General features: G+C 39.2%; 13 protein-coding genes. 12 read left to right on the top strand and 1 reads right to left on the bottom strand.

Going from position 1 to position 15,333, the window contains the following annotated elements:
• Positions 1-391 precede the first annotated feature (391 nt).
• From DC53_RS15265 to DC53_RS0120395, 5 genes are read left to right on the top strand one after another with little or no spacing between them, the layout of a single operon-like run.
• Positions 392-793 carry a type IV pilin protein gene (locus tag DC53_RS15265; protein ID WP_033028795.1) on the top strand — a complete coding sequence of 134 codons (402 nt, stop codon included), beginning with the start codon at positions 392-394 and terminating at the stop codon, positions 791-793.
• Positions 784-1,236 (top strand): GspH/FimT family pseudopilin, encoded by a 453-nt coding sequence (locus DC53_RS15270; RefSeq protein WP_007375194.1) that lies wholly within the window; start codon positions 784-786, stop codon positions 1,234-1,236. The genes DC53_RS15265 and DC53_RS15270 overlap by 10 nt, the downstream gene beginning before the upstream one ends.
• Positions 1,230-1,640: a type IV pilus modification PilV family protein gene (locus DC53_RS15275; RefSeq protein WP_007375193.1), complete on the top strand. Its 411-nt coding sequence runs from the start codon at positions 1,230-1,232 to the stop codon at positions 1,638-1,640. Before DC53_RS15270 ends, DC53_RS15275 begins: the two co-directional genes overlap by 7 nt.
• Entirely contained in the window at positions 1,637-2,149 is a 513-nt protein-coding gene (locus DC53_RS15280; protein WP_007375192.1) for a PilW family protein, read from the top strand. The genes DC53_RS15275 and DC53_RS15280 overlap by 4 nt, the downstream gene beginning before the upstream one ends.
• A complete protein-coding gene (locus tag DC53_RS0120395; protein WP_033028794.1) occupies positions 2,150-4,054 on the top strand; it encodes a DUF7305 domain-containing protein in 1,905 nt (634 codons plus the stop codon).
• Positions 4,055-4,159: 105 nt separating this feature from the next.
• Here DC53_RS0120395 and DC53_RS15285 read toward each other — a convergent pair whose 3' ends face one another.
• Complete coding sequence (locus DC53_RS15285; RefSeq protein ID WP_007375190.1) at positions 4,160-4,888, bottom strand: NUDIX hydrolase; 729 nt, start codon at positions 4,886-4,888, stop codon at positions 4,160-4,162.
• A gap of 364 nt (positions 4,889-5,252) precedes the next feature.
• On the opposite strand from DC53_RS15285, the gene DC53_RS15290 reads away from it, so the two are divergent.
• The 7 genes from DC53_RS15290 (at position 5,253) to DC53_RS15320 (ending at position 15,332) form a co-directional block, all read left to right on the top strand.
• A complete protein-coding gene (locus tag DC53_RS15290; RefSeq protein WP_007375189.1) occupies positions 5,253-6,608 on the top strand; it encodes an MFS transporter in 1,356 nt (451 codons plus the stop codon).
• Between the two features lie 62 nt (positions 6,609-6,670).
• Positions 6,671-7,738, top strand: a complete 1,068-nt coding sequence (locus DC53_RS15295; RefSeq protein ID WP_033028793.1) for a glycoside hydrolase family 43 protein — start codon at positions 6,671-6,673, stop codon at positions 7,736-7,738.
• Between the two features lie 385 nt (positions 7,739-8,123).
• Entirely contained in the window at positions 8,124-11,153 is a 3,030-nt protein-coding gene (locus DC53_RS15300) for a TonB-dependent receptor (protein WP_007375187.1), read from the top strand.
• A 176-nt stretch (positions 11,154-11,329) separates the two neighbouring features.
• A complete protein-coding gene (locus DC53_RS15305; protein ID WP_007375186.1) occupies positions 11,330-12,076 on the top strand; it encodes a SapC family protein in 747 nt (248 codons plus the stop codon).
• A 10-nt stretch (positions 12,077-12,086) separates the two neighbouring features.
• Positions 12,087-13,097, top strand: coding sequence for a cupin-like domain-containing protein (locus DC53_RS15310; RefSeq protein ID WP_007375185.1), 1,011 nt, complete (start codon positions 12,087-12,089; stop codon positions 13,095-13,097).
• Positions 13,098-13,119: 22 nt separating this feature from the next.
• A complete protein-coding gene (locus tag DC53_RS15315) occupies positions 13,120-14,604 on the top strand; it encodes a tryptophan halogenase family protein (protein ID WP_033028792.1) in 1,485 nt (494 codons plus the stop codon).
• A gap of 5 nt (positions 14,605-14,609) precedes the next feature.
• On the top strand, positions 14,610-15,332 hold the full coding sequence (locus tag DC53_RS15320; RefSeq protein WP_033028791.1) for a DUF6445 family protein: 723 nt from the start codon (positions 14,610-14,612) through the stop codon (positions 15,330-15,332).
• Position 15,333: the final 1 nt, after the last annotated feature.

The raw sequence follows: 15,333 nt of genomic DNA, 5'->3' as shown, positions 1-15,333 counted from the left end.
TGGGCAGCGCATGTTTGGTATTTATGCTACGTTATCGCCTATTTATGGGGAATAACCGTACTGCATAGGCTCTGCCTTGCCTAAAGATTAAACATGTTGCTGCAAATATCAATAAGTGATGTATATTGTTAAATGATAACAATTTTCAGAAGCTTGTTAATATATAACAAGCTCAACGGGAGGTTTATATGTGGTAAGCTCTTTTGGGCTTCACACTAATTGGATGATTTTGTTGTTTCATTAAATAACGGCATGACTAAAGTTATCTTGAAGCTTCTAAAAAATTAAACTTATTATATAATTGACCAAATAAAAGTTACTAAGTATTAATAAATATACGCACATCTTTATTTTTAAGAACGGTATCCTGACTGTAAATTAATGGAATGAAATAATTGAAAACGCAGCGGCTAAAAAAAATAGTGGGTTTACCCTTACTGAATTAATGATAGTAATTGTAATAATTGGGATTTTATACGCAGTTGCACTTCCAAGTTATACGAGCTATATACAACAAAGTCGCAGAGCCGATGTTCAACAGGTTTTATTACAGCAAACGGCTGTTTTAGAAAGACAGTACACTCGTGTTGGTGGCTATCCTGCTACCTTTACTTTTTCGGCTTCAGATTATTACTCATTTAAATATACAAGTGATGCAAGTAAAGGCGCTTCAAATGGTTCTGAATTCATAATAGAAGTTACACCTAAAGGCGCGCAAAGTGGTGATGAGTGTGGCAAGTTATCAGTAAACCAAAGCGGCACTAAATCAGCGAGTAAATCCCAATGTTGGTAAAAAAAAACATTGGTTTTACTTTACTCGAAATTTTAATAACAATAACTATAATCGGCATTTTAGCAGCAGTTGCGACTCCTTCGTTTATTACATTTATAAAGCGAGATAGACTAGTTACAAACTCGAATCAACTGCACAGTGTTTTTAAATTTGCACGCAGTGAGGCAATCAAGAGAGACCAAACTACTTTCCTTAAAGTTGAGAATAATCAATGGCTGGCAAAAACGGCAATTAATTCGACGCAAACTACTTTAAATGTTTTTGAAATTACACACAGTAGTATTTCTGTAGATTTAAAAGATATTGAGGTTACAAACTCAGGTGAATTAGATAAAACGTATCAAATTTTAGTGAGCGATAGCGACAGTACAACTGCCGATTTTGTTCTATGTATTTTACAAAGTGGACAAAGTTGGTTAGCTGAGGACCCTGAAATATGCTAACAAACTACAGCAAAGGATTTTCTCTTTTAGAGGTTATGATTGCATTAATTGTTGCGACCATTGCTTTATTAGGATTAGCATCAGGGCAATTAAAATCATTGCAATATATTACAAATAGTTTTAATTATACGGTGTCCATCATTGAAGCTAATAATGTTTTAGAGCGCATTTGGCCTCACTTATGTGAGTTGCAACAAACCAATCCAGATTTATACAATGACGCTGGTTTTAGAAGCTATTTATCTCCGCAAATTGATGCATATACACTCACTTTACCTGCTAATTTTTCAAATGAGCTGTCGGTTGAAGTAACATGGCAAGATAAGCGCTTGACTGATAATTTAGAAAATCGCGTTGTAATTACGGGCAGTTTCCCAACATTACCCGCCGGATGTACTCCATGAAACAGTTAATTAATAAGCACAGGGGTTTTACTTTAATCGAACTTATGGTCGCGCTTGCTGCTGGTATGTTTTTATTAGGCGGTGTGAGTTTGGCTTATTCTTCAATTAACAATAGTACCACGACGGTGAAAGACTTAGAAAATTCGCTAGATGTGATCCGATTTAGCAGCAAGATATTTACACGAAGTTTAAAGCAAACCAACTCAATTCCTACTTATAGCAATAAAATTTTAAAAGTTACTCAAGAAGCGGGTGTACTTGCTTGCACAGGCTCTATAATTAATGCTGCATTTACCGAAGAATATAGCCACGAAAACGACTCATTATTTTGCGATATTGGCAACGGCAAGGTCAAAATATTAAAAGGCGTTAATACAATTAGCTATGCAATTGATAATAATATGGTGAGCATTTTTGTTGAGCCTATAAATCTACCAAGCCAATTTAATAAGCGTTTAGTTATTGATATATCTCTTTCACAGATAGTAATGAATAAGGCGTTTCAATAAATGAAAAACACATCCGGCTTTACGCTTGTTACTGTACTTATTTTAACATCAATGGCTTCAATTGTTGTACTGAGCACGATTAGGGATAGTGTTATTCAAGAGCGTTTGAGTGGTAACTTTCAAAAAAAACTAAACGCAAGATTAATGTCTGAAAAAGGGGTATTTTCAAGCATAGAGAAACTTGAAGCAGAAATACTTGCAGACCCTACTATAACTATTAATGATTTAATTGCTAACAATACCCAAGTTTCAGGCACTGGTTCACTTGAATCTAGTACTTATAACGCAACTATCAAAATTGATAGCAACGGTGATGTACTAATTTCAAGTGAAGGTACTCGCTTTGAAGGCGAGGATCAAATGCAAGCCATATTCGAATTTGTTGCAGGTCAAGGCGGAACCACCAGTGATTCTGTTTTCTCCCAAGGGGTTACAGGGTGCTCTGGTGTTGCAATTACTGGTAGTGGCTTAATTGATAGTTATGATTCGTCTTTAGGGGATTATAACGACACTCTAGATGATGGCAGTAAAAATACTTCAGAAGAGTCTTTCGTCAATACAGTTAACGATACTGGTGATATTACTCTAAATGGTAGCGGTACAATTGAAGGTGATGTTTTATCCTCTAGTAACTTATCAATTAGGCAAGGCGCAGATGTCACAGGCAATATTCATAGTAATGGAAATTTAATACTCTCTGGTGGCGTGGTCATTGGGGGGGATGCATCAGCATATTTAAGCTTCACACAAAGTAGTGGTACTGTCTCGGGTAGTATTTCAGCAAACCAGTCTATATCAGTAAAGCAAACTCAGGTTGGTGGTGATATTAGTTCATCAGGTCCAATTTCTATTACAGGTAATACCATTCTGGGAACTGTTCGCTCATATGATTTAGTCGCTCTTAATCAAACAACAATACGTAACGGCGTTTATACATCAGGTAATTATGAGCAAACAGGTGGCAGTGTCTACGGTGGAGTGCGTGTTCAAGGCAATGTGACGCTTAAACAGTGGGGCAGCACTATTGCAGGTAAAGATTTAAGGTATGCAGGTCGTGGCTCTTTTAAAGGTGATACTCCTGAATATGCTTTTTCACCTTACAGGGTATCAAGTACAGAAATATCAATGCCAACTATTGAGCCGGTTGAAAAAATAACACCAGAGAGTGAAAATAATAGAGGGTTAACTGCGTGTGATCCACTTGGTATTGCAACAGCAATTGATGGCGTGTCAGTTAATACAACAAGCCCTGACCTTTTTATAAATAACAATAGCAGAGCTGGTGACTTACTCGAGTTAGAAACTAACACGGCTAACTTTTTAGTAGATTTTGGTAGCACTCCAAATGGTGCCATCAATGCTAAAACTGCTACTTTTCTTGATTCAGCAACTCAAATATTTTATTTTGATGATGTGACAATTAAAGGGCGAATGCAGGTAAAAAGTAATCATAATGCAGTTATGTTTGTTGCTGGCGATTTTACAATGAGTGGCGCAAGTTCGCTAACGATCCCTGATAACAGTAGCTTAACTATCATAATTAAAGGAAAGCTTAAGATAGGAAATGGGGCACAAGTTTACGTACCTGACAATGGAGTTACAAATGAAGGCCGACCCGTTTTTAGTATTTATAGTTCATACAATGGAAATGACACTGGGATAGAGTTTTCAGGCGGTACACGAGAGCTTTACGCTGTTATATACGCACCACTTACAAAAGTAAAAGTTACTTCGGCTGTCGGTTTTAAAGGGTCTATTTTAGGAGACACCGTTATTGTAAGCGGCGCCGGTGGTATTCACTTTGACACGGCATTAAATGAAGCAAGCTTTGGTGGTTCTTCATCTGGTGGTAATGGATCTGCAAGTAAGTTAGTTTTCAAAGGGTGGCGCTTTACCCCTGTTTAACAAAGCAATGAATAACAAAGCTATTAGGTCGTTATTCAAAGCTCATTTCCCTAAGAGAATTTATCAAGATTGTTTAATTAATTGCTTTGACTAATATTTGCATACTTAAAACTCAAACGTAAAACCAAACTCTCTTAATTTTTCATACACGTTTATGTCAAAACGATACAAAGTCGCGGCTCTGTGAGCTACATTTGTTTGTTTTTCTTTGCAGTTTATTAGTAAGTTCATTTTTTGAAACTTACGTCTAAAGTTAGGTTTATCGAGTGATTTATTTAAAATCGACTCGTATATTTCTTGAAGCTCAAGCAGGGTAAATTTTTCTGGAAGTAAGCTAAAACCAATCGGCTCGTGCCTTACTTTATAGCGTAAGTAGTTTAAGCCACTTTTTAAAATATCGGCGTGGTCAAACATTAAAGCCGGTACACTATTCACATCAAACCATTCACACTCTAAGGCATTGTCGCCGCTCACAAGGTTGGTTTCTTCAAAGCGAACGAGCGAATAATAAGCAATAGTAATAATACGTCTAGCAGGGTAGCGGTCTACGTTGCCAAACGCACCTAACTGATCTAAGTACAGGTTTTCAACACCGGTCGTACTTTTAACAACACGCAGAGCTGCAAGGTCTAAGTTTTCATCTTTACGAACCCAATGACCAATTAAACCCCACTGGCTTGTTGCAAGGCCGCGGTTATATTTAACCAGCAACACCTTTAATTTACCTTCATGAATAGCAAATACTATATTATCTACGGTTAGATTGCTAATGCAGTCATCAGGAATCGATTCTTCGTCGATGTTGTTAGAAATGTTTGATGTTTTATAGTGCATAAATTACTCAGCCAAAGCTATACGAAGATATTGTTATAAAGACTATTAAGGGTATATAAAAGGTGGGTAAAGCGCAAATAAAAAGCTTTTATAATTCCTATTTAAAACAATCACATCTATTTAATTAATCACTTTATACACTGTACCTGTTTTTACGCGTTAACGCCGATATTCGACTTAGGTTTGGTGTTGGTTTTTTATTGAACGAATAATGCCTTTGTATGTTAGTAAATTTAACGCTTAATTAGCGCCATGTATTAAATAAATTACCAGTAGATTGAAAATGTAACATAAATGTTTACATGCGCCAAAAATGCATATAGTATTTTTGACTATATCGATTTGCATTGAAAATTGAGCACACATGAACAACACAAAACACACACTCACAATTAAAGAAAAAATAGGGTACGGCCTTGGTGATACAGCCAGTAATATTGTATTTCAAATGGTCGCTAACTTTATGTTGATATTTTATACCGATGTTTACGGTTTATCTGCAGCCGCTGCGGGCACCTTATTATTAGCGGTTCGTTTATTTGATGGTATTACCGACCCAATAATGGGCAGTATTGCCGATAGAACGCGCAGCCGTTGGGGCTCTTACCGCCCATATATATTATTTTTAGCCGTGCCTTACGGTGTGTTTGCTTGCTTAGCATTTATAACCCCAGATTTTGATTCTACGGGCAAGCTTATATATGCCTACTTTACTTACGGGCTTTTAATGACGTGTTATACCGCCATTAATATACCGTACGGCGCACTTGGTGCAGTAATGACAAACGATCCTAAAGAGCGTGCATCGCTTCAGTCATACCGATTTGCAATGGCAATGGCAGCACTGCTTGTAATTGTATGGGCACTGCCTAAGCTGGTTGCTTTTTTTGGTGACGGCGACGATGTAGTAGGTTACCCGCTAGCCATGGTGTTTTTAGGCGGACTTGCAGCGGCTTGTTTTTTACTGTGTTTTAAAATGACCAAAGAAACCAAACAAGTTAAACCCGCGCAAAGTAAAAAGAATGCCTTTCTTGAGTTTTTAAGCTTATTTAAAAACGATCAATGGGTTGTAATAGCCGTTATAAGTCTAGCAACATTAATATTAATTGGCGTTAGAGCCTCTGTAGCACCGCATTATATTAAGTACTACGTAGGAGAAGCCTCACTTACTTCTAACTTTTTAACACTCTCAGCAATTGGCTCAGTACTAGGCGCTGTGTCTACCAACTTTTTAACCAAATTTATTGAAAAAAAGACATTATTTATAGTCGCTTTAGTGGTCGTAATTATTTCTCACAGCATGTTTTACGTACTTGAGAGCGACGCCATAGTCACCATTTTTATCGTCTACTTTATTGCTAACTTTGCCCACATGATAATTACCCCAATTATGTTTTCGATGGTGGCAGATACGGTTGACTACGGGGCATTAAAAATTGGTCGCAGATTAACCGCTGTTACGTTTTCTGGTCATTTATTGGCAATAAAACTAGGCTTTGCAATTGGCGGTGCTATTGCAGGGTGGATATTATCTGGCTATGCATACGTGCCTAATCAAGAGCAATCAGAATACACGTTATCAGGCATTTTACTCGCCTTTGCTGGTATTCCAGTAATTTGTACCGTGGCATGTTTAATTTTTATAACACGTTACAAACTTACCGAGCCTGAAGTAAAGCGCATTCAAACGCAGCTGGCTGATAACAAAACTATAAACTAATTTAGCAGTCCATTTTGCACCTTTTAAAAGTGCAAAGTGGGCAGGCAATACTAGGAGTAAAAATGCAAAATACAGCGCAAGTAGCACCCCCATCTAATGGGTTAAGTGACGCTGAACTTAAACAGTTAAAAGACCTACAACGAGCCAACTCGTTAATACAAAACCACAATGTGTTAGTTGATCACATGTATACCGCCGATCCGTCTGCACATGTGTTTAACGGCAAAGTGTATATTTATCCATCGCATGACATTGAATCAAAAAATGAAATTAATGATAACGGCGACCACTTTGCAATGCGCGACTACCATGTGTTTTCGCTTGACGAAAGCTCAGGCAAAGCCATAGACCATGGCGTAGCACTTTGTGTAGACGACGTAAAATGGGCAAGCAAGCAAATGTGGGCACCCGATGCCGCGTATAAGCTTGGTCAGTATTACCTTTACTTTCCGGCGCGCGATCAGCAAGGCATTTTTAGAATTGGCGTTGCAAAAAGTGACAGTCCAACAGGTCCATTTAAAGCCGAAGACGATTACATTCAAGGGACATTTAGTATTGACCCTGCTGTATTTGAAGATGACGACTCAAGCCATTATTTGTATTTTGGTGGCTTGTGGGGCGGCCAATTACAAAATTGGCAAACCAACGAATTTAATGAACAAAGCACGTATCCAAAAAATGGTGAACCTGCAATTCCTGCGCGCGTTGCAAAATTATCGGAAGATATGATCAGCCTAAGCGAAGACGTAAAAGAGGTTGTTGTACTAGATGAAAGCGGCTCGCCAATTACAGTATGCGATAACAACCGCCGCTTTTTTGAAGGCCCTTGGGTACATAAACACAACGGTGTTTATTACTTTTCGTACTCAACGGGCGATACACACAAAATTGTATACGCTACGGGCGATAACCCATACGGACCATTTACCTATCAGGGCGTTATTTTAAACCCAGTACTTGGTTGGACCACGCATCACTCAATTGTTAAGCACAATGATGATTGGTTTTTATTTTATCACGACAGTACGTTGTCGGGCGGGCAAACTCATTTACGCAGTATGAAAATGGCTAAGCTAGAACACGACTCAAACGGAAAAATTCAAACAATAAGCCCATATGAACACGCTTAATAAAAATAGTTATAAACAAGGCAAATTATCTGCGTAAGCACCGCTACAGCTTTTATTTGCATTAAAAAGATATAGTCAATGTGACCATTAATTTTTTATTAATGGTCTAAATAAGAGGAAGTTGAGGGCATATGACAAAATGAAAATATTTTAAAGCAAAAAACTAGCACAAAGAATTAGCATAAACATGCTGTTATTTAACGGTTTTTAGTTAGGTGGCACATATTTAAAACTGGTTGTGGTCTTTGTAAAACGTTTAAAACATACACACACAATAATTATTAATTGACCGTAAATAGAAACAAATAGTTTACAATTATGTTTCGAGTAATTCTTAAAGTCTTGCAGTACGTCAATAATAATTAAATAAGAAAAAGGCATCATGATGTTTAAGAAAAAGATAATTTCAACAGCCATACTCGCTGCAATGGGTACCGTTACGCTTCCTCACCAAAGCTACGCTGCCGAAACCATTGTCGGTGAAGATGTAGAAATAATACAAGTAACCGGCATTAGAGGTTCATTGCAACGCTCTATGGATGTTAAACGCGATTCTTCTGGTATTGTCGATGCTATTTCGGCTGAGGACATGGGGAAATTTCCTGATACCAACCTTGCTGAATCGCTACAACGTATTACCGGCGTATCAATTGATAGAGCGGGTGGTGAAGGTAGCCGCGTAACAGTACGTGGATTTGGACCTGCTAATAACTTAATTACTATTAATGGCCGCCAACTTCCAAATACAACAGGTGACCGTACATTTGATTTTGCAAATGTCGCATCTGAAAGCGTATCGGGCGTGCAAGTTTATAAAACATCAGACGCAAGTGTTACCTCAGGTGGCATTGGCGCAACTATAAACTTAACAACCAACAGACCTTTAAATAGCCCAGGTATAAAAGCATCGTTTGGCGTAAAAGCTGTAGACGATCAATCAACCGACGAGGGCAGCATTACACCAGAGCTAAGCGGTTTATATTCGCAAACATTTGGTGATGATAAATTTGGTATATCTATTTCAGGTAGCTATCAAGACCGTGAAAGCGGTATGCAACAGTTTATACAAGATCAAGGCTACAGAGCATCTGATTACACAAATACAGGATGGGGTGGTGTACCTGCAGGCGCAGAAGGCGGAGCAAACAGACCTACATCAGGTATTTACTCAAACCCGCAACAACCACGTTATGTGTTTGAAGAGCGTCAACGTGAACGTGTAAATGGTCAGTTGGTATTTCAATATCAACCTGTTGAAAACATTACAGCAACCCTTGATTACACAGGCTTTAAAACAACCGTTGAAGAGCAGCACACTGATGCCTCAGTTTGGTTTAACTACGCTGGCGACAGAAGTGAATCTGTTTGGGCGGGCGAGCCTAACGCGTACCCACTTATTTACTCAGAAATTTATGACATCCAAAGTGATGCCGATTACCGCGATACGTCGCTTACGGTAGGTTCTTGGGGTCGCGAAGAAAAAACAGATTCATTAGGCTTTAACCTAGAATGGGCGGTATCGGATCAACTTAATCTAGAGTTTGATCATCACAGTTCAAAAGCATCAATGAAAGCAACTGATCCACGCCACGGTACACGTAATAATATTCAGTTACCGTCGTACACACGTTCACGTACCGGGCTTGATTTAACCGGCGACTTACCCGGCATTGCTATTGGTAACATTGAAAACTTTAACCCGAGCACCATGCGTTTATCTGGTAGCTGGTTTGCAAACGACAAATACGATTCAGAAATCGATCAAACACAAATCTCAGGTAAGTACTTCTTTGACGACAGTTTAAGTATTGATTTTGGTGTTGCAGTTAATAAAGTAAATAACCATTATCGTCATACGCAAGTACAGCGCCCAGATTGGGGTGGAGTTGGTGTTGAGGGCGACTTTGCTGATATTGATTGGCGCCAAGATACTATTTTAGATAAGTTTCAAGCTAAGGCGGGCAACTTTGAAGGCACTGCAACACAAGGCGAATATGATTTATTTAATACAATCTTTTTTGCCGACTTTGACGCGATTGTAAATGCAGCAGAGTACGCAGATCCCATTGCCAACGTAGATAACCTTTACGGTGATTGTAAAGCAGCTGACGGCGCAGCGGCAGGACCAAACGGCGAGGGACAATTTTGTGCCTCAACCGACTGGGATGCAGCAACAAACCGCTTTACAGAAGAAAAAACGCAGTCTGCTTTTGCACAAGTAAATTACAAAGGCGAATTGAGTGGCATGTTCTTCGACCTGCAAATTGGCTTACGCTACGAAAAAACAGATGTATTTTCTAAAGCAACTGCACCCGGTTACAGCCGCGTAGAATGGAACGAAGATACAGCCACATCAGTAACGGGTGTTACCGGTATTGAAACGCTAAGCCAATCTGCAGATTACAGCCAGTTCCTGCCAAATATTAACTTTAATATCGAAATTGTTGAAGATGTAATGATTCGTGCAGCAGCGAGCAAAACTATTTCAAGAGCGGGTTACGGCCAACTACAAGGCGGTACAACTATTAATACCGGTGGTAGCTTAAGTGGTTATTCGGGTGGCTCTGGTAACCCAGGACTTAAACCGCTTGAATCAATTAACTACGACTTATCTAGTGAATGGTATTACGGCGAAGGTAGCTATATTTCGTTTGGTTACTTTAAAAAAGACGTAACAAACTGGATAACTACAGGCACTATCGACTCAAATATATTTAACTTATATGACCCATTAAATGGTGAAAAATTTAGAGCCGCATCAAGCGCACTAGGTGGTAATGCATCTAACGAAGACATCAGAAATTACATATTTGAAAACTTTGCTGATGATCCAAATGTGCAACCTAAGTTTGATGAAGATGGTGAATTAGACGGCGGCACAATTGTTGGTGACCCAGAAACAGATGATCCAATTAACTTTAGAATAAACGTGCCTGTAAATGGCGACCAAGAATATACCATTGATGGCTTTGAATTTAATATTCAGCACTTATTTGGTGAGTCAGGCTTTGGTGGTATTTTTAACTACACCATGGTTGACTCGGGTCTTGAATATGACAATGACTCACTTGAGGATACAGAAGCACTTGTCGGGTTAAGTGACACGGCAAACGTGGTATTCTTTTACGATAAAGAAGGCTTACAAGCACGTATTGCGTATAACTGGCGCGACTCGTTTTTAAATGAGCGTCGTGTAAATGGCGATTTAACCGCACCAATTTACACCGATGAGTATTACCAAATAGACTTTAACGTAAGTTACGAAGTACCCGCAGTAGAGGGACTTACCGTATTTATTGAAGGTATAAACATTACTGACGAGTACGTAACATCGTACGGGCGTAAGCAAGAGCTGATTTATAACATCACTCAAACAGGCTCTCGTTACGGTTTAGGTGTTCGTTATAATTTTTAATAAATTACACTTGTAGTAACCTTATAAAAGCCGCATTTTGCGGCTTTTTATTTGCCTAAATTAACCTAGTAATAATAATATCCAGCTGTTATAGTCAATATGAATTTAACTTGTTGGTTACATTTAATGTGTAGCAATAGGTAAAGGCACACAACAACAATTGGAGCACACAATCCATGGCCAATCATGCATTATTAAATAATGTTGAACATCAGCATTTAAAAATAAACCCTGCACGCAGCACACACTTAGGTGACGGGGTTTGGTATAGCGAAACATTTGTGAGCGAATTTAGAGTCGCTCAAGCACATTACCCAATATTTTTTATCAAAGACGATACAACAAATACATTTTCGCCGGTGTGTTTGTACGGCATAAATAAAGACGAAAACTTATTTTTAGTAAACCAGCAGCAATGGCAAGCACACTACATTCCGCTAAGTATGCAGCGACTGCCTTTTGCTATAGCGACTCAAAATACAATGCAAAACGGTGTGGCAACGCAAGAGCGCATGCTTAGCATTGATTTAGACTCGCCAAAAGTGTCAATAAAGCAGGGTATTAACTTATTTTTAGAACACGGCGGGAATAGCGATTACCTCGAAAACATAATAAATGTGCTTGATAACCTGCATCATGGTTTGCAAGAAAATCAGCCATTTATTAAAACTTTGATTAAACATGGTTTGCTTGAATCGGTATCGCTAGAGCTTGATTTATTAAACGGGCTTAAACATAACTTACTCGGTTTTTATACCATAAACGAAGACTCGCTTAACCAGCTAAGTAGCGATGCAATTGCGCAGCTTCACTCACAAGGGTATTTAGCGTCTATATACATGATCATTGCATCGCAAGTACATGTGCGTGATTTAGTGGCGCTTAAAAACGAGCAACTTATGCTACAAAAGCACGCTGTATAAGTAATTAGCTATGGAAAATTTAGCAAATAATATTCAAACCCTGAGTGGCTTAACTCCCAGTACGTTACCCAAGGAACTTTTAAACTCGCCTGTGCCTATTGTACTGAAAGGGTTTGTGAGCGATTGGCCCTTAGTTATTGCTGCTAAAAAGTCAGACAGTGCAGCGATTGATTATTTAACGCCGTTTTACGAAGGTTTTTTAGTTAACACTTGCACAATACCCGCCAGTCAAAATGGGGTTGTAGGGTATAACCCCGATATGAGTGGTTTTAATTTTACTAATCAGCAAGCGGCATTTATTAATGCGCTTGAGCAAATAACGCAAACTGCAAATAATCCACAAGCCGACACTTTATACATTGGCTCTACTAGCATTGCACAGTGCTTACCTGGTTTGGTTAATCACTGCCACGTTAACGCATTAAACGAAGGCTGTTTATTTAATGTATGGGCAGGCGGAAAGGTTACCGTACCAGCACATTACGACGTAGCACAAAATTTAGCATGTTGCGTTGCAGGTAAAAGGCGTTTTACTTTATTTGCCCCCGATCAAATAGATAATTTATACATAGGCCCGCTTGATAAAGCACCCGGCGGTCAGCCAATAAGCTTAACTACCACAACTGCGCCCAACTTCACGCAATACCCTAAGTTTGAGCAGGCAATAAAAGCGGCAATTACCGTTGATCTTGAAGCAGGCGATGCGCTTATATTACCCAGCATGTGGTGGCACCAAGTAGAGGGGCTTGGCAGTTTAAATATACTGTTTAATTATTGGTTTAAAAATACGCCAGCGGTGTATGGGCAGCCGACTAATGCGTTGCACCACGCAATTTTAAATATACGTAACTTACCAAAGCATGAGCGCGCCGCATGGCAACGTTTGTTTAATTACTACGTATTTGCTGATAACGAATTTACCCACATACCAGAGCCCGCACAGGCTATTTTAACAAAGCCGATGAATGAGCTAACAGCGCGTAAATTAAGAGCCGAATTACAAAATAAATTAAGACGCTAAGCGTACTTGTAAGGTTTGGATTATGAATCAAAATGCAATTAAAAAAATAGTAATAGCAGGTGGCGGCACCGGAGGTTGGATGTGCAGCGCTGCAATGGCAAAACTGCTAGGTAAAAATATTGAAATATGCTTGGTTGAATCCGATTTAATACCTACCGTAGGGGTCGGGGAATCAACTATTCCTACGCTGCATATATTTCATGATTTACTAAAAATTAGCGAATCAGAATTTATGGCAGCCACTAATGCCACGTTTAAATTAGGCATATCGTTTGAGGGCTGGAAACAAAACCAGCAAAGCTACTTTCACTCATTTGGTTATGTGGGGCAAGGTTGTTGGGCTGCAGGTTTTCAGCACTTTTGGCTAAAAGGTATGCAACAAGGTGTAGCTGCCGATATTGGTGATTATTGCACAGAGCACGTAGCAAGTCGCTTGGGTAAATTTGCCGTAATACCGAATCAAGACCGTAACCATGCTTATCAGTTAGATGCCGGTTTGTACGCTAAATTTTTACGAAATTTTGCAGAGCAAAACGGCGCTAAACGTATAGAAGGCATGATAAGCAAAGTTAACTTAGAGCCCACTAATGGCTTTATAAAATCACTTACTTTAGGTGACGGGCAAATTATTGAGGGCGATTTATTTATAGATTGCACCGGCTTTAAAGGTTTATTAATAGAGCAAGCACTACACACCGGATACGAAGATTGGAGCCATTGGCTCCCGTGCGACAGCGCAGTAGCAGTACAAACCGAATTAGTAAGCCCAATAGTGCCATATACGCGTGCAATGGCACATAAATGTGGTTGGCAGTGGCAAATACCGCTGCAAAGCCGCCGTGGTAATGGTTTAGTGTTTTGTAGTAAATACATGAGCGATGATGAAGCCAAAACAGCGCTACTCAATAACGTAGAAGGCAAACCTATTAATGAGCCGCGCGTTATTAAATACCGCACCGGTACACGGCGTAAACATTGGAACAAAAACTGTGTTGCTATTGGCTTGGCAAGTGGTTTTATTGAGCCGCTTGAATCAACCAGTATTCATTTAATTCAGCAAAGCATTATAAGATTAATGCAAAACATGCCAACCAAAGCAATCGAGTCGTGCTATCAAGATGACTTTAATAACAAAATGCGCTTTGAAGCCGAAAATATTCGCGACTTTATTGTGCTGCATTACCATGTAACACAGCGCACCGACAGCGACTTTTGGCGTTACTGTAAAAACATGCCAATTCCAGAGTCGCTTGCCAAACGCATTGAGCTATTTAAGCAAAGTGGGCATGTTTATAAAGCAGAGCAAGAGCTATTTGGTGAAGCCTCGTGGTTACAAGTGATGTTAGGGCAAGGGCTAGTGCCGCAAAATTATCACCCCATTGTAGACAGCATGAGCGATGATGAGCTTAAACGATTTTTAGAATCAATAAAAAATCATGTGGCTAAAAAAGCAAATAGCTTACCGAGTCACATTGATTTTATTAATCATTATTGCAAGGCTAAGTAAGTATTATGCTAACACTTGGCAATAACTTACAGCCGCAGTATGAGTTTATAGGGCAAGAGCAAACGCCAATTATTATAATTGACGACTACCTGAGTGAGCCGCAAAAACTTATAAACTTAGCGCAAAGTGCTGATGAAAATCATGCGCAAAATCAGGGAGAGTTTAAACCTGACGAACTCACTCAATACCCAGGTTTACGCATGCCGCTGCCAAAGCAATGTGTGGTTGATTACCTAAAGCCGCTTATACAGGGGTTTTATAACGTATTTAATATTGGGCAAACACTTACCCCATACCCAAAAGATAATACCTTATCGTTAATTACTAAAACGCAGAAGCAGCTATCACCAATACAAACCTTGCCACACTTTGATACAAACGATCCTAACTTAATTGCCATTATTCATTACCTTGGCGAAGGCGAGCATGGCGGCACTGGGTTTTTTAGGCATAAAAAAACAGGGTTTGAAACAATAAGCACAAAGCGCAAAAACACGTATTTAATGTATGCTCAACACATCCTTGAACACAGTAAGGTAAAGCCTAGTTACTGCACCACGCAGCACAGTGAGTTTGAGTGCTACAAGCACATAGAATATAAGCCAAATAGGCTTATTGTGTTTCCTGGGTATTTGCTGCACACCAGTTTACTTAACACGTCTACCGATATTTCGTCGTGTCCACAAACAGGGCGGCTAACGGCTAATATGTTTGTTCATTTTAAATAGG

It is taken from the genome of Pseudoalteromonas fuliginea, assembly GCF_000690055.1.
GTDB classification, from domain to species: Bacteria; Pseudomonadota; Gammaproteobacteria; order Enterobacterales; family Alteromonadaceae; genus Pseudoalteromonas; species Pseudoalteromonas fuliginea.
The sequence above is the reverse complement of the archived record's forward strand: the minus strand, read 5'-3'. Positions and strand labels throughout refer to the sequence as shown.

Bases quoted from the DNA above. Each gene is read 5' to 3' on its own strand.
- DC53_RS15270 (WP_007375194.1), top strand. From the start codon at position 784: ATGTTGGTAAAAAAAAACATTGGTTTTACTTTACTCGAAATTTTAATA.
- DC53_RS15275 (WP_007375193.1), top strand. From the start codon at position 1,230: ATGCTAACAAACTACAGCAAAGGATTTTCTCTTTTAGAGGTTATGATT.
- DC53_RS15280 (WP_007375192.1), top strand. From the start codon at position 1,637: ATGAAACAGTTAATTAATAAGCACAGGGGTTTTACTTTAATCGAACTT.
- DC53_RS0120395 (WP_033028794.1), top strand. From the start codon at position 2,150: ATGAAAAACACATCCGGCTTTACGCTTGTTACTGTACTTATTTTAACA.
- DC53_RS15285 (WP_007375190.1), bottom strand. From the start codon at position 4,888: ATGCACTATAAAACATCAAACATTTCTAACAACATCGACGAAGAATCG.
- DC53_RS15290 (WP_007375189.1), top strand. From the start codon at position 5,253: ATGAACAACACAAAACACACACTCACAATTAAAGAAAAAATAGGGTAC.
- DC53_RS15295 (WP_033028793.1), top strand. From the start codon at position 6,671: ATGCAAAATACAGCGCAAGTAGCACCCCCATCTAATGGGTTAAGTGAC.
- DC53_RS15300 (WP_007375187.1), top strand. From the start codon at position 8,124: ATGTTTAAGAAAAAGATAATTTCAACAGCCATACTCGCTGCAATGGGT.
- DC53_RS15305 (WP_007375186.1), top strand. From the start codon at position 11,330: ATGGCCAATCATGCATTATTAAATAATGTTGAACATCAGCATTTAAAA.
- DC53_RS15310 (WP_007375185.1), top strand. From the start codon at position 12,087: ATGGAAAATTTAGCAAATAATATTCAAACCCTGAGTGGCTTAACTCCC.
- DC53_RS15315 (WP_033028792.1), top strand. From the start codon at position 13,120: ATGAATCAAAATGCAATTAAAAAAATAGTAATAGCAGGTGGCGGCACC.
- DC53_RS15320 (WP_033028791.1), top strand. From the start codon at position 14,610: ATGCTAACACTTGGCAATAACTTACAGCCGCAGTATGAGTTTATAGGG.